This is a genomic window from Streptomyces sp. NBC_01808 (assembly GCF_035917395.1).
GTDB lineage: Bacteria > Actinomycetota > Actinomycetes > Streptomycetales > Streptomycetaceae > Streptomyces.
Genome location: NZ_CP109072.1, coordinates 4,663,257 through 4,681,026, shown reverse-complemented (window position 1 = coordinate 4,681,026; position 17,770 = coordinate 4,663,257). Strand labels below are relative to the sequence as shown.

The window sequence follows — 17,770 nt, the reverse complement described above, 5'->3', positions numbered from 1 at the left end:
TGGTGAGACATATCCGCTCGCCTGCTCGACTGGCGTCTGCGCTCGGCGTCGCGGTCTGACACATACTCGCACCTGCTCGGCGGCGTCGGCCGGGACGCTGGGACCGCGCCTCGGCCCTCGTACCGCGTCGCCGTCGCGCCGAGCCTTCTGCACCTGCCGATGGCGAGCGTGACCACTCTGTGACCACCTCATCGACGGATTCGCCCGAAGCGCAAGCGCCGGACACGACTGAACCCCCGCAGACGCAGGTCAACGGGGGTTCGGATGCCGAGGGCATCAGTAGGCCGCGTGGGACTCGAACCCACAACCAACGGATTAAAAGTCCGGTGCTCTGCCAATTGAGCTAGCGGCCCGCCCGGCCAGCATAGCCCGGACCCCGGCGTGCCCCCGAGCGGATATCCCCTGGCGGGCGGGGCGCGGCCCCTCCCTGGGGCGGGAGGGGCCGCGGGTGGGTGGCGGTCAGACGTCCGGGTCCGTCCAGGGGCCCCTGATCATTGCCACCTGCTCCTTGGAGAGCGCTCCGGTGTAGGTGCGGACTTCGTCGATCGCGGCGGTCATGGGGTCGGTCCAGCCGGTGGGGGTGCGGGCGCGGCCGAGTTGGAGGCCGGTGGTGGCTGGCCAGGTGGCGGCGTCGGGAAGGGGGAGGTCGGCGGCGAGCATCCCGTCGGTGTAGAGGCGGATGCGGTCGGCGGGGTCGTCGTGGACAACGGCGACGTGCTGGCCCCACGGGTTCGCGTACGCCTCCGTCACGGTGTGCGTCGCGGTCGGGGTGTCGGTGTCGGCGACGACGAGTTCCCACGCCCCGGTGTCCGCCTCATAGCGGACCTCGACGGCGTTGGTGTGGTCGCCGGGGAGGGAGAACAGCGTCATGTCCCGGGTGGGCAGGTCGTAGCCGAAGCGGACGTACGCGGCGACCGAGTAGCCGGCGGTGGTGTCGACGGGCGGGGTGGCCGTGGCGGCGTAGCCGCCGTTGCCGGTGAGTTCGAGGTGGCCGGTCCCGGCGATCGGGTCGGCGTCCGTGACGGCCGCGCCGTCGGACAGGGTGAGCGGCTGGCCGCCGGTGTATTCGGGGCTGGTGCCGTCCGAGGCTTCGTCGAGCATCCAGTAGCCCGTGCGCTGGGCCTTGCGGGTCGCCAGCGTCGCGGCCTCGTCCGCGACCACGACGCGGTCCCAGACGCGTACGTCCGCCAGGCGGCCGCGCCAGTTGCCCGCGTGGCCCGCGGCGGTACGTACCCGGCCCACCTGCAGGTCGCCGGCCGTGGACGCCGCGGTGGCGCCTTCCGCCGTCGCCGCGAGGCGGCCGTCGACGTAGAGGCGGGCTGTCCTGGCCGGGGCGTTGTACACCGCCGTGAGGTGGGCCCACTTGCCGGTCGCCGCCGCGCCGCCCGTCGCCCGGACCGGGTCGGCGGTCCCGTCCGCGACCGCGAGGGACCAGCGGCCGTCGTGGATGCCCAGCGCGAATGACGCGGGTGTCGCGCCGCCGTTCTGGCTGAGTACGGTCATGCCGCCCTCCGCCGCCGTCTCCGGCCGCGCCCACGCGGCGACCGCGAAGGACTCCGAGGTGTCCGCGACCGGGGTCTGCGGGGTCAGGTAGGCGTCGGGGGTGCCGTCCAGTGCGGCGGCCGTCCCGTACGCGGTGCCTTCCGGGCCGGCGGCGCCGAAGGTGACGCCCGTGCCCGCCGTGGCCGCCGCGGTGCCGGTGGTGGGCGCCGCCTCGCTCGCGCCCGCGGCGTCGCCGAGCGCCCAACTCGCCACCGGCGAGCGGCCCGAGCTGACGCGGATCGTGTAACTCGCGGGCGCCGAGGTGGTGCCCGCCCTGCTCACGGACTGGACCTCGAAGACGTGTACACCCGACCGCTCGGGCGTCCACGTGACGGTCACGGGCTCGCCGGGAGCGGGGGCGTCGATCAGGCGGGGCGCCGAGCCGCCGACGGAGTAGTAGTACTTGACCGCCTCCTCGGCCGGCGCGTCGAAGATGAACCGGCCGGGGACGCCGACGCCGTCGGTCCAGCCCTCGGGGTCCTCCGGGTAGTCGGGGGAGGAGATCACGGGCGGCGCGGGCGAGGTGGTGTCGTAGACGAACTCGCAGGGACCTGCGCCACCGTCGGAGCTCCACGGCCCCCACGCCGTGCCGTCTGTGGCCCGCACCCGCCACTGCACGGGGATGTCCTCGGGGATGTCCTGCTGCTTCAGATGCCAGGAGAACTCGGAGCCGCTGGACTTCGACGTCGTGGTCAGCTCACGCGTCTGCGGCTCCCCGGACGGGTCCTGCCAGCTCAGCTCGAACTGCGCCGCCAAGCTGTCGCCGTCCGGGTCGTGCAGGACCGCGCGCAGCGGTGGAGCCATGTTGAAGTACGGGCGGTCGGGCCCCGCGGTGCAGGGGCGGGACCACATGGTGAGGTCGGCCGTGTCCGGCCGGTCGGGCGCGGCGTTCGCGGCTGCCGCCGCCGTGAGGGGCGTCGCCGCCAGCACGGCGGACAGCGCCGCGCCGACGAGGGCGGAACGTAAGAGAGCATGACGGGCCAAGGTTTCCCTCCTGAGTGAGAACCGACGGGATTTCTCCTGGCGGAGGGTGTGGGGCCCCTCAAGGCATTACGCTCGCGCAGCCTAACAACCCGCTGTGACAATGCACCTACGCGCAGTTTCGGCAAGAGGGCGCGGACGCGTGCGGGCCCCCTCCCGGGGGAGGGGGCCCGTCGGTGGTGCGGTCAGCCCTTGCGGTTGTTGCGGTCCTGGCGCTTCCAGCGGGGCTTGTCCGTGCGGCGGTCGTCCGTGGTGCGGCGGTCGTGGCTGTACGGGCGGCCGTCGCGGCGGTCGCGGCCGGCCGGGCGGTCGCCGCCGAAGCGGGAGCGGTCGGCGGAGTCGCGGCGCTCGTAGGGGCGGCGGTTGTCGCGGTCGTAGGGGCGGGCGGCGCCGCGGTCGTCGCGGCGGGGGTAGGAGCGGGTGCCGCGGTCGTCGCGGCGGGTGTCGCGGCGGTCGTACGAGCGGGGCTCACGGGTGCCGTACGAGCGGTCGTCGCGGCGGTCGTACGACGGGCGGTCGTCGCGGCGGTCGTAGGAGCGCTCGTCGCGGCGGTCGTTCCGGTAGTCGCGGGTCTCCCGCGGCTCGCGGTAGTCCCTGTTGTCCCGGTCGTTACGGTCGTTGCGCCGCGTATCCCCCGACCTGTCGAAGGCGCGGAAGCGCTGCTCCCTGCGGTCGTTCCGGATCCCGGTGCGGTTGTACGGGCGGTCGGTGCGGTCACCCCGGTCCGTCCGGTCCGTACGGGCCTCGTACGGAGCCTCCTCCGCACGCGGCTCCGCCGGCGTCTCGTCCTGCGCCACCGGCTCCGCCGGCTGCTCCAGCGTCACGCCCGCGCGCGTCGCCAGGCGCGTCGCCTCCGCGCGCAGGTCCGCCGCGTGCTTGCGGGCCCGCTCCAACTGGGCCTCCAACTGCGTCACATCCCGCTCCGCAGCCGTCGCCGCCTGGGCAGCCGAGTCCGCCTGCACCTCGTCGATCGACCGCGCGCCGGTGATCCGCGCCACGTCGGGGTCGAACGCCCCGCGCCCGCTGATGATGTGCCGCGAGGCGTCCACGGCCGCGTCCTCCAGCAGGCGGAAGACCGTGCGGCGCTGGTGCGGCAGCGCGAGGGAGACGACCGTGCCGGACTCGCCGGCGCGGGCCGTGCGGCCCGCGCGGTGCAGGTAGTCCTTGTGGTCGCCCGCCGGGTCGACGTTCAGCACCAGGTCGATGCCGTCGACGTGGATGCCCCGCGCGGCGACGTCCGTCGCCACCAGCGCGTGCACCCGGCCGTCCTTGAAGTCCGCCAGCGTGTGCGTGCGCGCGCCCTGCGTCATGCCGCCGTGCAGCGCGGCGGCGCGCACGCCGGTCTCGCGGAGCTGGTCGGCGACGCGGTCGGCGCCGAGCTGGGTGCGTACGAAGACGATGGTGCGGCCCTTGCGCGCCGCGATGGCGGCCGTGACCGGCGCCTTGTCGCGCGGCTTCACGACGAACACGTGGTGCGTCATGGTCGTCACCGCACCCGCCGACGGGTCCACCTCGTGGCTGACCGGGTCGACCAGGTAGCGCTCGACGAGCGTGCCGACGCCCTTGTCCAGCGTCGCCGAGAAGAGCATCCGCTGGCCGCCCGGCGGCACCTGGTCGAGCAGCTCGGTGACCTCGGGCAGGAAGCCCAGGTCGGCCATCTGGTCGGCCTCGTCGAGCACGGCGATCTGCACCCGGTCGAGGGAGCAGGCGCCGCGGTCGATCACGTCGCGCAGCCGGCCCGGAGTGGCGACGAGCACGTCGACGCCGCGCTCCAGCGCGCCGATCTGGCGGCCCATGGACGTACCGCCGCAGACGACCTTCATCGACAGCCGCAGCACGTCGCCGTACGGCTGGAGCGCGTCGGCGACCTGCATGGCCAGCTCGCGCGTCGGGGTGAGGATGAGGCCGCGGGGGCGCTTGGGGTCGGTGTGGCCGCCGGCGAGGGTCGCGAGCAGCGGCAGGCCGAAGGAGAGGGTCTTGCCGGAGCCGGTACGGCCGCGGCCGAGGACGTCACGCCCGGCGAGGGCGTCGGGGATGGTGGCGGCCTGGATCGGGAACGGGGTGGTGACGCCGTAGTCCGCGAGCTTGGCCACGACGCCGCGGGGCAGGCCGAGGTCGCCGAAGGTCGGCGCGGGGGCCTCCGGGGCGTCGCCGGTGACGGCAGTGTCGTCGGTGACGGCCGCCTCGGCGGTCTCGGGTGCCTCGGAGGTCTCGGGTGCCTCGGAGGTCTCGGGTGCCTCGGCGGTCTCGGGTGCCTCGGCGGTCTCGGTCGCCTCGGCGGTCTCGGTCGCCTCGGTGAGGGTGGTGTCGCCGGTGACGGCGGTCTCGGTCGCCTCGGTGATCTCGGTCACCTCGGGCGTCTCCGCCTCGTCGAGGGCAGGGGCGAGCACAGGGGTTTCAGACATGAACGAGTTAAAGCCTTCCGCAGTCGTCGGCACGCGCCACGACTCCGCGGCGGAATTACAAGGACCGCCTCTTGCGGTCTGCCACGGCAGGGAAGGGAACGCGCCACACACGGCGCGCTTCGGTGGGGCGCCGGGCAAATGGGATCAAACGATCTACCAGAGTACGCACCCGGTGGCCCGGCTGGCAAATCCGTTCCGCGGACACGGCTCGCGGGGTGGCGTCCCAGGGCGCGCGGATCGGGTACGCGCCGGTCGGTGCGCCCCGCGACGCGCCCCGTGTCCTCCGCGGGCGCTGGGGAGTTGAGCCGTACGACACGTCCTGAAAGGGGCTCCCCATGCCTGAGCCGACAGCCCGTGCCGCCGCCCTGCGGATCTCAGCCGCCACGCTGGCGGTGCTGGCGCTCGGCGGGTGCATGACCGTCTCCGGCTCCGGCAAGCCCGGCGCCCCCGACCCCGGCTCGGGCCGCAGCGGCACCGAGCCCGACGGCGGCGTACGGGTCAACGACGCACCGTCCGCCGCGGCCGGCGGCACCGGCACCGGCACCGGCGAGGCGGGCGGCGCCGGGGGCGCCGCCGGCGAGCGCGACGGCGACGAGAAGGAACCCTCCGCTACGGGCCGGAAGAGCGGCGGCGCGGCCGACCCGGCGGCGCCGTCCCCCGGCACCGGCGAACCCGCCGACGCGGGCCGCACCCGCGGCACCCCGGACCCCCCGCAGCCCACCACCCCGCGCCCCCGCCCCCAGCCGACGACCCCGTCCCCGACCCCCTCGGTTCCGGACCCGACGCCGACCCCCACACCGACCCCGACCCCGACCCCGACGCCCACCGACGACGACACGACCGGCGGCGGCACAGCCGCCGGCGCCGGCGGCTCCTCCCCCCGACTCCCCTCCGCCTGACCGCCACCCCTCCGGATGGACCTGGCCGAACTCGCCGTCGAGCAGCAGCCGATCCCGCTGGGTTCCACCCTCGCCCCGCGGGACCGCGGAAGCGCGTGGGCTCACAGCCATCCCTTTGCGATCTCCGCGAGGGCGGACGCCCGGAAGTCGGCCGTGGGGATGTCCTGGACGATGCGCTCCGCCGCCTCGGTGTCAACGGGCGGGTCGGCGTCCGCCAGTGCCAGGTGAAGGCGCTCGCCCAGGTCGCGCAGCCCGTGGCCCGCGAAGTACACGACCAGCGTGTCCTCGGCGGCCAGCGCGGCGTCGCGGACCGCCGTCGGTATCCGTTCCTGCGTCGTGCCCCTGCCCAGGACGGAGACGTGCTCCTGCGGGAGTCCCCAGACCGGCGGGTCGCGCAGCAACCGCGCCAGGTGCCCCTCACTCCTGGCGGACCGCCGTCATCAGGCCGTCCCGCACGGCGAGTTGCATTATCGCCGTACGCGCGCCAGCCCCGACCGGCCCTCTCAGCCGTAGCCCAGCGCGTGCAGTCTGTCGTCGTCGATGCCGAAGTGGTGGGCGATCTCGTGGACCACCGTGATCTCCGTCTCCGCCACCACGTCCTCCCGCGACTCGCACATCCGCAGCGTCGGCCCGCGGTAGATCGTGATCCGGTCCGGCAGCACCCCCGCGTACCACTCGCCGCGTTCCGTCAGCGGCGTGCCCTCGTAGAGGCCGAGCAGGCCGGGGTCGTCCGGCGGTGGCTCGGGTTCGACGAAGACCGCGACGTTGTCCATCAGGCGGGTCAGCTCCGCCGGGATACGGTCGAGCGCCTGCGCGACCAGTTCCTCGAACTCTTCGTTCGACATGTCCAGCACATGGCCCATTCTGCTTCAGGCCGCTGAATACTGACGGGTCACACCGGGCATACGTTGCGAATGGCCCGCGAAGTGCCTTTTGCGGTCTCGCCCGTCCGCGCACTGTTCGAGCGGCTCCGCCGCGCCCCCGCCCGTGTCCGCCGCTTCCCCGCCGCCGTCCGCCGCCTGGCCGACCGGGCGCGCGGGGGCCGGCGGGCGCGCCCGCCGCGCGCGCCCCGGCGGCGCCGGGTCGAGTCGTCCCTCGTCCAGCGCCCCCACCCGTACGCGCGCGCCCTCGGCCTCGCCGCCGTCACGGTCGTCGGGGCCGGGCTCGGCCTGCTCGTCGTCGGCGGGGTCGAGACGTCCGTGGGGCCGATGGACACCCGGATGGCGCTCACGCCGAGCGTCACCGGCGACACCCGGATCAGCGTCTCGCCGCTCGGCGCCATCGACATGGACAGCCACGACGCCCCCCTCCGCCTCGACGTCGAGGTCGAGCGGCTCGACCCGGACCGCTCCCGCGCGCTCGTCGCGCACCCCGAGGAGTTCTCCGGGCTGGAGGACGAGGTGGCCTCGGACATCCTCCGGAGCACGTTCGATCTGGGCGTACGCTCCGGGGGCGCCGCCCTCGTCGGGGCGACCGCGCTCGGGCTCGCCGTCTACCGCACGCCGCGCCGGGCGCTGGCCGCCGGCGGGCTGGCGCTCGCGCTGCTCGCCGCGTCCGGCGCCGCCGCCTTCGCGACGTGGAACCCCAAGTCCGTGCTGGAGCCGAAGTACTCCGGGCTGCTGACCAGCGCGCCCAGCGTCATCGGCGACGCGCGCAGCATCGTCACCGAGTTCGACGTGTACCAGCAGGAGCTGGCCCGGCTGGTGACCAACGTCAGCAAGCTGTACGACGCCGCGTCCACCCTCCCCGCGTACCGACCCGACCCCTCCACCGTCCGTTTTCTGCACGTCTCCGACATGCACCTCAACCCCGCCGCCTGGGGCATCATCCGCTCCCTGGTCGACCAGTACGAGCTGGACGCCGTCATCGACACCGGCGACACGATGGACCACGGCTCCGAGGCGGAGAACGTCTATCTCGACCCGATCGCCACGCTCGGCGTCCCGTACGTGTGGGTCCGCGGCAACCACGACTCGCTCGCCACCCAGGCCGCCGTCGAGCGGCAGAAGAACGCGCGGGTCGTGGACGACGGCGAGTCGGTGGTCGTGGCGGGGGTGCGGATCGCGGGGATCGGCGATCCGCAGTTCACCCCTGACCGCTCCGTCGCCGCGGCCGGCGACCCCGCGGAGACTGCGGCCGGCGAGCGGCTGGCCGCGGCGCTCACCGGGCTACGGGACCGGGGCCGGCCCGCGGACCTGGCCGTCGCGCACAACCCGGTCGCGCTGGAGGAGGTCGACGGCCTGGTGCCGCTCGCGCTGGCCGGCCACCGCCACCACCGCAAGCAGCACGACCTGCCGGACGGTACGCGGCTGATGGTCGAGGGCTCGGCGGGCGGCGGCGGGCTGCGCGCGGTGGAGGAGGACGTACCCGAGAACGTGAGCGCGTCCGTGCTCTATCTCGACCGGAGTACGCGCAGGCTGCAGGCGTGGGACGAGATCACGCTGGGCGGGCTGGGGATGACGTCGGCGGAGGTCAGCCGCCATCTCGTGGAGGAGAACCGGCCCGGTGGCGCCGATGGGACGGACCCGTCGGCCGCCCCCGGCGAGGACTCTTGACAGCCCTCCCTCACAAGAATTAACTCAACCAGACGCGAACCAACAGAGTGCAACACGTCAGTTCATCGGTTCCTCCTGCTCATCCGATGTGTAAGGAGCACCCGTGCCCATTCTCGGCCCGCTGGGACGGCGGCCGGCCGGCACCATGCTGACCGCGTTCACTGTCCTGGCCACCGCCTGGCTGTCGCCCGCCGCGGCGACGCCCGTCCCCGACTCCCCGACCCGTACGGCTACGACCTCCGATGTCTGGACCGTAGCCGCACCACAAGGCAACAAAGATCAACTCACCGCCGACGTCGTACGCGACGACGCGACCGGCGCTCTCACCCTCACCGTCCGCCGGGGCGCGGACGAAGTCCTCCCCGACTCCCCGCTGGGCCTGCGCACCAAGGACGCCGACCTGACCCGGGGGCTCGACGTCCTCGGCCGCGACGACCGCAGCCTCCGTGAGCAGTACGAGATGACCACAGGCAAGCAGCGCCGCGTGGACTCCCCCATGACGGAGTCCCGCTTCGCGCTGCGCGGCGACGGCGGCGTGCGCATGGACCTCGTCGTCCGCGTCGCCCGCGACGGCGTCGCGTTCCGCTACGAACTGCCCGACTCGAAGGGCACCGTCGTCACCGGCGAGGCCAGCGGCTACCGGCTGCCCTCCGACGCGCCCGCCTGGCTGCTCCCGCACACCTCCTGGTACGAGGAGGTACGCGGCGAGACCACCGCGGGCGGCGCCGCCGCGGACGACTACGGCTACCCCGCGCTCTTCGAGGTCGCCGCCGACGACTACGTGCTGCTCACCGAGTCCGGCATGGACTCCACGTACCCCGGCAGCAAGCTCGCGCACGCCGCCGGCAGCGGCGCGTACGACGTCGCGCTCGCCGAGGCCGAGGTCGTCTCGCCCGGCGACCTGGCGACCCCGTGGCGTACGGCGATCGTCGGGGACCTGGCGACCGTCACCGAGTCGACGCTCGTCAGCGACCTCGCGCCGGACGCCGAGTTCTCCGACACCTCCTGGATCCGGCCCGGCACCGTCTCCTGGTCCTGGCTCGTCGAGCACGACAGCCCGCGGGACTTCGAGCGGCAGAAGGACTACGTCGACTACGCGGCCGCGCACGGCTGGGAGTACACGCTCGTCGACGAGGGCTGGAGCCGCGAGTGGGTGCCGGAGCTGGTGCGGTACGCGCGCGCCAAGGGCGTCGACATCCTGCTGTGGTTCCGCTGGTGGGAGGTGGACACCCCGCAGGAGATGGACACCGTCTTCGGCGAGCTGAACGACTGGGGCGTCAAGGGCGTCAAGGTCGACTTCATGAACTCCGGCGGGGGCGAGCCCGAGGGCGTCGGCAGGCACGCCTGGTACGAGGACGTGCTCGCCGCCACCGCCGAGCACAAGCTGCTCGTCAACTTCCACGGCGCGACGCTGCCGAAGGGCCTCCAGCGCACCTGGCCGCACCTGATGACGTACGAGGCGGTGCGCGGGCACGAGTACTACTCCTTCAACCAGCCGCTCACGCCCACGTACAACACGATGCTGCCGTTCACCCGGAACGTCGTCGGCTCCGCCGACGTCACGCCCGGCACCTTCTCCATGACCAACAGGACGCACAGCGACGCGCACGAGCTGGCGCTGCCCGTCGTGTACGAGTCCGGGCTCCAGCACCCCGCGGACAGCCCGGAGACGTACGCCACGCTGCCCGAGGCCGAGCGCGTGCTCGACCAACTGCCCACGGTGTGGGACGAGACCCGCTACCTCGGCGGGCGGCCCGGCGACGACGCGGTGCTGGCGCGGCGCGCCGGCGACCGGTGGTTCGTCGGCGGCATCCACGCGGGCGCGGCCGGGACCGCCGAGGCGGACCTCGGCCGGCTCGGCGCGGACGACGGCGAGCGGCTGCTCGTCGAGCTGGTGACGGACGGCGCGGACGGGCTGGCCCGGGAGACCCGCAGGGTCGACGGCGACGCCCGGCTGACGGTGCCGGTGGCGGAGAACGGCGGGTTCGTGGCGGTGGTCTGCGCCGCCGGGAGCGGCCGGACGACATGCGACGAGCCGGTACGGACCACGCCGGCGACCGGGCTCGCGATCACCCCGGACGCGGCGACCGCGGCGCCCGGCGACGAGATCGAGGTCACCGGCCGCTTCGCCGCCGCCGACGGGGAGTCCGCGACGCTGCGGAACGTCACCCTCGGCGCCCGGCCGCAGGCCGGCTGGACGGCGGCGGGCGAGAACGTGGCGCGCCCGGCGCTGCGGCCGGGGCAGGCGCTGTCGGGAAGCTGGACGGTACGGGTGCCGGAGTCGGCGGAGCCGGGGTACGTGGACGTGCCCGTCGTCGCGGAGTACCGCGCGCCGGGGGCGGGTCTCGCGGAGCCCCGGGTGCACGTCGAGCGGGCCGTGCGGGTGCTGGTCGCCCCGCCGGTGCCGCGGGGCGACGCGCACGTCGGCGACCTGCACCTGCTCACCGCGTCGAACGGCTGGGGCCCGGTCGAGATCGACACCAGCGTCGGCGACAACGGCGCCGGCGACGGCGCGCCGCTGACCATCGGCGGCACGACGTACGCCAAGGGCCTCGGCGCCCACGCGCCGTCCCGCGTGACGGTCTACCTCGGCGGCGCGTGCACCTCCTTCACCGCGCAGGTCGGCGTGGACGACGAGGTCGGCGACCGCGGCTCGGTGAGCTTCCGGGCCCTCGGCGACGGCACGGAGCTGACCACGACCGGCACCCTGCGCGGCACGGACGCCGCGCAGCCGGTGACGGCGGACGTGACCGGCGTCGACCTCCTCACCCTGGAGGTGGCGGACGGCGGCGACGGCATCAGCTACGACCACGCGGACTGGGCGGACCCGAAGGTCACCTGCGGCTGAGCGGCACCACACCTCTCGCGGCCCGGCGGATTCGTCCGCCGGGCCGCGGCATGTGCGGGCCGCAAAGCCCCTTCCCCGCAAGGGAGTCGAGAGCAATCCACTTTTCCCCGACGATCCCGCACCCACCCGCGGCAGGGCGGGCGCAGACGTCGGAGGGCTTCAGAACACCGCGCTGGCGAGCACCACATGGACCGCCGTGCCGCCGAGTATCGACAGCAGCACGTTCCGCCGCCACAGGTGGACGGCCACGGTGGCGGCCAGCGCGAGCACCGTCGGCCACGCCGTCCCGGGGTCGCGCGGAGTGAGGTGGCGCAGGGTGTAGGCGGCGAGGACCACCATGACGCCCACGGGCATCGCCGCGTCGAGGTACGCCACGAGCGGGCTGGACCGCAGCGGCGCCAGCGCGGCGAACGGCAGCGCGCGCAGCGACCAGGTGACGGCGACGGCGACCGCGACGGCGGCGAGCAGGTACCCGGCGGCGGGGGCGTCAGGCACGTGCGCCCGCCTCCCGGCGCCGTACGACGGCGTAGCGGGCGAGGAGCGCGGCGGCGAACAGCACGAAGGCGGCGAAGAGTTGCCCGCCCGGCACCGCGAACCGCGCCGCCAGCGCGCAGCCCAGCGCCAGCGCGGGCACGGCGAGCCCGGGGCGGTCGCGGAGCGCGTCGAGGGCCAGCACGGTGAAGAGCGCGGTGACGGCGAAGTCCAGGCCCTCGACGCCCGCGGGGACGGCGGCGCCGAGCAGGGCGCCGGCCGTGGCGCCGCCGGCCCAGTAGAGGTGGATGAAGACCTGGAGCCACAGCACGCGGCGCCCCGGGTAGGACTGCGCGGCGGGGTGCGCGGTGACGGCGTACGCCTCGTCGGAGAGCGCGAAGGTGCTGTACGCCCTGGCCGCGCGGCCGCGGACGCGGTGCAGGGGGAAGGACAGGGCGTAGAAGACGTGCCGGAAGTTGACCGTGAACGCCGTCAGCGCGATCTGCCCCAGCGGGGCGGCGGCCAGCACCAGGCCGAGGAAGAGGAACTCCAGCGAACCGGCGTAGATCAGGCCCGAGAAGACGCTCGCCCACCACCAGTCGAGGCCCGAGTGGACGACGAGGACGCCGAACGCGACGCCCATGGGGAAGGCGCCGAGCCCGACGGACCCGGAGTCGGCGAGCGCCCGGGAGAGATCGGCGCGTAGCTGGTGCGGCATGTGCCGATCCTAGAAATATCCGCGGCTCATATGGTTGCGGATTGTGGCGCTAGGCTGGTGCTGTGAGCAATGAAAGAAAACTTGACGAGCTTGATCGTGAAATTTTGCGCCAGCTCCAGCGGGACGGCCGGCTGACGAACGTCGAGCTGGCCCGCCGCGTCGGGCTGACGCCGCCGCCCTGCCTGCGCCGGGTGAAGCGGCTGGAGGAGGCCGGGATCATCACGGGCTACCGGGCGCGGGTGGACGAGGAGGCGGCGGGGCGCGGGCTCGAAGTGATCGTGTCGATCGAGGTGTCGGTGAGCGACCTCGACACCCTCGCCGGGCTGGAGGCGACGATCGACGCGTACGACGAGGTGGTGGAGTTCCGGCGGGTGTTCGGCACGCCGGACTACTTCCTGCGGGTGCTGGTCGCGGACTACGCGGCGTACGAGCAGTTCCAGACCGGGAAGATCATCGGGATCCCGGGCGTCGCCCGGGTCATCTCGCAGCCCACGATGAAGAAGATCAAGGTCGTGGACTGACTTTCCGGCGCGCCCGATTTCGTCAAATAAATAGCCTGACAAAGAACCGGGCGGGGAAATCGAATTCCATTCGCCGGATCTCTTGCTACGCGACTTGCGCCCGACTACGTTACGGCTCGCGTCCCTTGGCGCGGCGCCTTTCGCCGCCGCCGGGAATTCCCCCACCGCAGACCGGAACGTGAGGTAAGCCCTCGTGACGATTTCCAGACGCAAGCTCATCCTCTCCGGCACCGCCGCCTCCGCCGCGGCCGCCGGCGGCGTGTTCTCCACCCGGCTCGCCGCCGCCGAGGAGCCCGCGGCGGCGGCGAAGGCGGGCGCGCGGCCCGCCGCGAGCCCCGTGGGCGACGTGGTCGGCAAGGTGACCGTCGGCTACCAGGGCTGGTTCGCGTGCCCCGGCGACGGCGCGCCGATCAACGGGTGGTGGCACTGGAGCCGCGACATGAGCCGGCCGCCGTCCCCGGACAACACGACCATCGCGTCCTGGCCGGACATGCGGGAGTACGAGCACACGTACCCCACCGCCTACGCGAACCTCAACGGCGGCGGCCCTGCCACCCTGTTCTCCTCCTGGGACGACCAGACGGTCGACACGCACTTCCGCTGGATGGCCGAGCACGACTGCGACACCGCCGCCCTCCAGCGCTTCAACCCCTTCGGCGGCGAGGGCGCGACGCGCGACGGCACTCGGACTACTACCTGCGGCTGACCGCGGACGGCGGCCGGATGCTGAAGGGCCAACTCGCCCTGACCCCGGACCGGCCCACGCCGCCGCGGCCCTGAGCGCGCCCCGCCGGACTCGCCCGTACCGCCCCCGCGGGCGGGTCCGGCGGGCGCCCCTGCCCGCGCGCCCGCACGGCGCCGGGCGTCCCGACGCCGCGCGCGGAGCCCCACGCGCCACGCGCCCCCGGCGCCGTGCCCCGACGCCGCGGCCCGGCGCCCGCACCACCCGAGTCCTTCCGTCGCACGAACGACCTTCGAGGTGAGTGGACATGTCCGGAGACATCACCCGCAGAACCACCGTGAAATCCGCCCTCGCCGCCGCCGGCACCCTCACGCTGGGCACCCCTGCCCTGGCGTACGCCGCCCGCCGCGCGGCGGCAGACCCGGGCGACGCCTGGCGCCTCTGGTACGACAAGCCCGCCGCCGACCGGGAGCGCGAGTCGCTGCCGCTGGGCAACGGGGCCTTGGGCGTCGGGGTGTTCGGCACGCTCGCCTCCGAGCGGCTGACGCTCAACGAGAAGACGCTGTGGACCGGCGGCCCCGGCTCCGGCGGCGGCTACGACTTCGGCAACTGGCGGCGACCTGCTCCCCGGCGGCGAACAGGTCGTCGACGCGGTGGCGGGCCAGACGTACACCTTCGACTGACCCGGCCGGAATGCCGCCCGGACCCGCGATGCTCCCCGGGTGCTGTCGGCGCCCACCCGTGCGTCAGGGCCGGCGCCGGAGGGCGGGCAGGGTCAGGTGCCACCAGTCGGTCAGCCGGTCGCTGATGGCCTGTGGGCCGTCGAGAGCACCGGTCACGGAGCAGAGCCCGAAGAAGGCCCGAACCAGAGTGCGGGCGGCGGATGCGGGACGTACCTCCGGGGCGAGACTGCCGTCGGCGTGCGCTTCGGCGAGAAGCCGCGTCGCGGCTGCCGTCCACAGGGCGAACGGACCGGGAATCGGGGTGCTGATGCTCTCGCGCTCCGCCCAAAGGCGGGCGCCGGCCCGCGTGATGGGGTCGTGGGCAAGGGCGCGGGCGACGTCAAAGCTGAGCGCAACGAGTCGGTCAAGGGGCGGAACGACCGGGTTCGTGTACTTTTCGGCGAGGTCAGGCCAGGTGGCAAAGCGGTCCTGGACCACGGCCAGTGCAAGGGTCTCTTTGCTCGCGTAGTGGAAGTAGACCGCGCCGCTTGTCTTCCCTGACCTGGCACTTATGTCGTTGACGCTGGTCCCTGCGTACCCCTGTTCGGAAAAGAGCGAGGCTGCGGCTTCCAGGAGTGCCCTGCGGGTTGCCTTGGCTCGGTCCTGCAACGTCCAGTCCACCTTCATTAACGATCCGGTAAAGCAAGCAAAAAGAAGTACGCCCGTGCACGCTACCGCAGCACAGATGAAGGTGGAGTTATTACGCTCTTCTTTCGGATGCGAGCGCCGTCGGGATGAAATCTGACCCCATTGAGGCGCGATGTGTCTTGTTCGGGAACCTCCGGGCAATGAAGGACCACCACCACAGAAAGCATCTGCCGACTCAACTCGGCGGTGCAGACGCGTAATTGGCGGGTCTCCCCGCCACCGGGCCGTCACGTCCGGCGCGGTCCGTGCACTCCCCCCGAGCCCGCCGCACCCATCACCCTTTGGAGTGCTTGCCCCGCCGAGAGCAGGCAAAATAAAGTAGTCATCGTGATGTTTGCCACGTGCTCGTGAATGTCGGAGACATTCGCTTTTCCCGTCCGGGCAGGGTTCGGTTTCACCAACGCTTGAAGCGGTCCAGCGCTAAGCCCACGAGCGTTCCTGATCGTGACCAAAAAGGCCACCAACCCAATCCCAGGAGGAATCATGCACGCAGCATTCCCTTCTCTTCCCGATTGGTCCCCGGATGCCGTGGTATTCGACTGCGACGGAACACTGGTGGACAACGAAAGTCACTGGCAGGACGCACGTGTCCGCGCATTCCTGGAGTTCGGATTGCGCATTCCTTCAGGTTTCGCCGAGCGCGCCAAGGGAGTTCACTACGCCGACTGCGGGCAGATGATGGCGCAGGCGGTGGGCAAGCCCGAACTGTCGGCCGACCTGACGAGTGTGCTGCTCACACAGTTCATGTCGCTCGCCACCCACGACCCGGTGACCATGCCCGGTGCCACCGAGCTGGTCGAGGTGCTCTCCGGCCGTCTCCCGCTGGCGGTAGCCAGCAACTGCCCGTTGGAAGTGGTGGAAATGAGCCTTGAGATCGCCGGGTTGCGACCGCACTTCCGGCATGTCGTCGTTCCGACACCGGCCCCCGGGGGAACCGAAGGCGCGGACACGGCGGGAGAACACGACCGGCAGCCGGTGCGGCCGAAGCCGTACCCGGACGTCTACGCGGAGGCCGCACGTCTCTGCGGCGCCCCGCCCCACCTGACGCTGGCCGTCGAGGACTCCGCGACCGGCGTGGAATCCGCTCGTGCGGCCGGGCTGCGCGTGCTCGGAGTCGGTGCCCGTCCCTTCGGCGGCAAACCGCTGCAGGCCGACCTGTGGCTCCCGTCCCTCGACTCCCCGCAACTGCTGGCGTGGGCCGCCGGCATGGCGGAGAGCCGGGCGGCCCCGAAGCGATGGGAGGGCGGGCACCCTTAGGTCCTGGGTGCCGCCCGCGTGCACGCAGCGCGGCTGTGTGTGTGGTGGGGGGCCCGGCCCGCCCCGCGGTCCGGGCAGCCCCTGCCGGCGGACCCGCCCGCGGCGGGCGGGGGGCAGTTGCCCCCCACGAGAGGCAGAGAGCACCGGTCAGGCAATTACTTTCCATTCCCGCAGCCCATTGTCATTTATTTCCCCTGACTATGCACCAGCGCTTCTCCGCTGTACCGCATCGAGTACCTCGCGGGCTCCAACCGCAACCCCCTCGCCGAGGCGTCCGCCGACCGCGCCTCGGGCGGCACGCCGCTGACCGTGAAGGTCAGCTCGGCGGGCAGCGCGGACCCGGAGGGCGGGGCGCTCACGTACCGCTGGGACTTCGGCGACGGCACCACCTCGGACCAGGCCGACCCCTCGCAAGGGTAGGCCGCTCCACCGACAACCGACTTCCCTACGACAGTTGGGCGCCCCCCGCGCCGCCCGCGACCCCGCGATCCGGAGCGGCCCCTACGCCTCCGCCGCCGCCAGCGCCGCCAGCAGCTCGCGCTCCCGGGCCGGGCTCAGACCCGCCCGCCGCGGCCGGTGGAGACCCTGCTCCCGCTCCCACGCCAGCGTGTCCTCCAGCAGCTCCGTGCGCGGCCTGTGCGTCAGCCCCGCCGCCACCGCCGCGGCGCCGCTGCGCGCCGTGAAGCCCTCCCAGCCCGGCTCGTCCAGCCACATCGCCAGCGACTCGGCCCCCATGAACTGCTCCACGCCCTGCCGCCGCAGCCACGTCGAACCGGCCGCGGCCACAGGACCGGTGTGCCCGCCGACCTCCCGTGAGAGCCGGATCCAGTCGTCGAGCGAGACGACGGGGCCGACCGTGTCGTACGTGCCGGTGCGGCCGGACTCCGCGTTGTCGAGCAGCCAGGCGACGAGGTCGCGGACGTCCACGACCTGCGTCGACAGATGCGGCCCCGAGGGGACCAGCATCGGGGCCCCGGGGTCGCGTGCGGCGCGGGCGACCCAGTAGCCCGTACGGCCCGTGTGGTCGCCGGGGCCGCCGATGAGGCCGGCGCGGGCGACGACGAGCCGGTCGCCGTCGACCGCCGCCCGGGTGGCCTGCTCGCAGGCCGACTTGGCCTCGCCGTACAGCTCGCGGTCGACCTCGTCGCGGTCGGTGGGCTCCATCAGCGGCGCGGACTCGTCGGCGCCCGGCCGGTGGTGGGTGGCGTAGACGTTGCCGGAGGAGACGTAGGTCCAGTGCCGGGCGACGCCGGCGAGCGCGTCGAGGGCGCCGCGGACGAAGCCGGGCTGCCACGACACCTCGACCACGGCGTCCCAGGGGCGGTCCGCGGTACGGGCCGGCAGCGCATCGTACGCGCCGGGCTCCCGCCGGTCGGCGGCCACCAGCTCCGCGCCGTCCGCCACCCCGCCGCTCTCGCCGCGCGCGAGGCACGTCACCCGGTGCCCCCGCGCGAGCGCCAGCGTCGCCACTTCCCGGCCCACCCAGGCCGTACCGCCCAGCACGAGAATGTCCATCCCCGC

General features: G+C 73.5%; 14 protein-coding genes, 1 tRNA gene and 2 pseudogenes. 8 read left to right on the top strand and 9 right to left on the bottom strand.

What is annotated here, in order from left to right; translation table 11 throughout:
- Positions 1-280: 280 nt before the first annotated feature.
- The 3 genes from OG946_RS20635 to OG946_RS20625 form a co-directional block, all read right to left on the bottom strand.
- Positions 281-353: transfer RNA gene (locus OG946_RS20635), tRNA-Lys, on the bottom strand.
- 106 nt (positions 354-459) lie between these two features.
- The gene (locus OG946_RS20630; RefSeq protein WP_326797531.1) at positions 460-2,526 is read right to left on the bottom strand and encodes a LamG domain-containing protein; all 2,067 of its coding nucleotides are present in this window, start codon (positions 2,524-2,526) and stop codon (positions 460-462) included.
- 182 nt (positions 2,527-2,708) lie between these two features.
- Positions 2,709-4,928 (bottom strand): DEAD/DEAH box helicase, encoded by a 2,220-nt coding sequence (locus OG946_RS20625; protein ID WP_326797530.1) that lies wholly within the window; start codon positions 4,926-4,928, stop codon positions 2,709-2,711.
- Positions 4,929-5,263: 335 nt separating this feature from the next.
- On the opposite strand from OG946_RS20625, the gene OG946_RS20620 reads away from it, so the two are divergent.
- Positions 5,264-5,827 (top strand): hypothetical protein, encoded by a 564-nt coding sequence (locus OG946_RS20620; protein ID WP_326797529.1) that lies wholly within the window; start codon positions 5,264-5,266, stop codon positions 5,825-5,827.
- 101 nt (positions 5,828-5,928) lie between these two features.
- On the opposite strand, the gene OG946_RS20615 is transcribed toward OG946_RS20620, so the two are convergent.
- Both OG946_RS20615 and OG946_RS20610 read right to left on the bottom strand, forming a co-directional pair.
- The gene (locus tag OG946_RS20615; protein ID WP_326797528.1) at positions 5,929-6,228 is read right to left on the bottom strand and encodes a hypothetical protein; all 300 of its coding nucleotides are present in this window, start codon (positions 6,226-6,228) and stop codon (positions 5,929-5,931) included.
- A 102-nt stretch (positions 6,229-6,330) separates the two neighbouring features.
- Positions 6,331-6,681 (bottom strand): metallopeptidase family protein, encoded by a 351-nt coding sequence (locus tag OG946_RS20610; RefSeq protein WP_186462007.1) that lies wholly within the window; start codon positions 6,679-6,681, stop codon positions 6,331-6,333.
- 60 nt (positions 6,682-6,741) lie between these two features.
- Between OG946_RS20610 and OG946_RS20605 the strand changes: the two genes are divergently transcribed.
- Positions 6,742-8,382, top strand: a complete 1,641-nt coding sequence (locus tag OG946_RS20605; RefSeq protein WP_326797527.1) for a metallophosphoesterase family protein — start codon at positions 6,742-6,744, stop codon at positions 8,380-8,382.
- A gap of 103 nt (positions 8,383-8,485) precedes the next feature.
- Positions 8,486-11,230 carry a glycoside hydrolase family 97 catalytic domain-containing protein gene (locus OG946_RS20600; protein ID WP_326797526.1) on the top strand — a complete coding sequence of 915 codons (2,745 nt, stop codon included), beginning with the start codon at positions 8,486-8,488 and terminating at the stop codon, positions 11,228-11,230.
- Positions 11,231-11,389: 159 nt separating this feature from the next.
- On the opposite strand, the gene OG946_RS20595 is transcribed toward OG946_RS20600, so the two are convergent.
- Positions 11,390-11,725 carry a branched-chain amino acid transporter permease gene (locus tag OG946_RS20595; protein ID WP_326797525.1) on the bottom strand — a complete coding sequence of 112 codons (336 nt, stop codon included), beginning with the start codon at positions 11,723-11,725 and terminating at the stop codon, positions 11,390-11,392.
- Positions 11,718-12,419: an AzlC family ABC transporter permease gene (locus tag OG946_RS20590; protein WP_326797524.1), complete on the bottom strand. Its 702-nt coding sequence runs from the start codon at positions 12,417-12,419 to the stop codon at positions 11,718-11,720. Before OG946_RS20590 ends, OG946_RS20595 begins: the two co-directional genes overlap by 8 nt.
- A gap of 62 nt (positions 12,420-12,481) precedes the next feature.
- Between OG946_RS20590 and OG946_RS20585 the strand changes: the two genes are divergently transcribed.
- The 3 genes and pseudogenes from OG946_RS20585 (at position 12,482) to OG946_RS20575 (ending at position 14,430) form a co-directional block, all read left to right on the top strand.
- Positions 12,482-12,940: an Lrp/AsnC family transcriptional regulator gene (locus OG946_RS20585; RefSeq protein WP_326797523.1), complete on the top strand. Its 459-nt coding sequence runs from the start codon at positions 12,482-12,484 to the stop codon at positions 12,938-12,940.
- A 217-nt stretch (positions 12,941-13,157) separates the two neighbouring features.
- Positions 13,158-13,622 (top strand): annotated as a pseudogene (locus OG946_RS20580) (glycoside hydrolase family 71/99-like protein); the annotation flags it as partial.
- A gap of 307 nt (positions 13,623-13,929) precedes the next feature.
- On the top strand, positions 13,930-14,430 hold the full coding sequence (locus tag OG946_RS20575) for a glycoside hydrolase N-terminal domain-containing protein (protein WP_326797522.1): 501 nt from the start codon (positions 13,930-13,932) through the stop codon (positions 14,428-14,430).
- Here the strand turns inward: OG946_RS20575 and OG946_RS20570 are convergent.
- On the bottom strand, positions 14,369-14,971 hold the full coding sequence (locus OG946_RS20570; protein WP_442814430.1) for a ScbR family autoregulator-binding transcription factor: 603 nt from the start codon (positions 14,969-14,971) through the stop codon (positions 14,369-14,371). The genes OG946_RS20575 and OG946_RS20570 overlap by 62 nt on opposite strands.
- Positions 14,972-15,475: 504 nt before the next feature.
- Here OG946_RS20570 and OG946_RS20565 point away from each other — a divergent pair.
- Together OG946_RS20565 and OG946_RS20560 are read left to right on the top strand one after the other, a co-directional pair.
- The gene (locus OG946_RS20565) at positions 15,476-16,249 is read left to right on the top strand and encodes an HAD family hydrolase (RefSeq protein ID WP_326797521.1); all 774 of its coding nucleotides are present in this window, start codon (positions 15,476-15,478) and stop codon (positions 16,247-16,249) included.
- A gap of 219 nt (positions 16,250-16,468) precedes the next feature.
- Positions 16,469-16,660: pseudogene (locus OG946_RS20560) on the top strand (PKD domain-containing protein); the annotation flags it as partial.
- A gap of 90 nt (positions 16,661-16,750) precedes the next feature.
- Here the strand turns inward: OG946_RS20560 and OG946_RS20555 are convergent.
- On the bottom strand, positions 16,751-17,764 hold the full coding sequence (locus OG946_RS20555; protein ID WP_326797520.1) for an NAD-dependent epimerase/dehydratase family protein: 1,014 nt from the start codon (positions 17,762-17,764) through the stop codon (positions 16,751-16,753).
- Positions 17,765-17,770 lie beyond the last annotated feature (6 nt).

Coding starts and splice junctions, on each gene's coding strand:
- OG946_RS20620 (WP_326797529.1), top strand. CDS start 5,264: ATGCCTGAGCCGACAGCCCGTGCCGCCGCCCTGCGGATCTCAGCCGCC.
- OG946_RS20625 (WP_326797530.1), bottom strand. CDS start 4,928: ATGTCTGAAACCCCTGTGCTCGCCCCTGCCCTCGACGAGGCGGAGACG.
- OG946_RS20590 (WP_326797524.1), bottom strand. CDS start 12,419: ATGCCGCACCAGCTACGCGCCGATCTCTCCCGGGCGCTCGCCGACTCC.
- OG946_RS20605 (WP_326797527.1), top strand. CDS start 6,742: ATGGCCCGCGAAGTGCCTTTTGCGGTCTCGCCCGTCCGCGCACTGTTC.
- OG946_RS20575 (WP_326797522.1), top strand. CDS start 13,930: ATGTCCGGAGACATCACCCGCAGAACCACCGTGAAATCCGCCCTCGCC.
- OG946_RS20555 (WP_326797520.1), bottom strand. CDS start 17,764: ATGGACATTCTCGTGCTGGGCGGTACGGCCTGGGTGGGCCGGGAAGTG.
- OG946_RS20570 (WP_442814430.1), bottom strand. CDS start 14,971: ATGAAGGTGGACTGGACGTTGCAGGACCGAGCCAAGGCAACCCGCAGG.
- OG946_RS20565 (WP_326797521.1), top strand. CDS start 15,476: ATGCACGCAGCATTCCCTTCTCTTCCCGATTGGTCCCCGGATGCCGTG.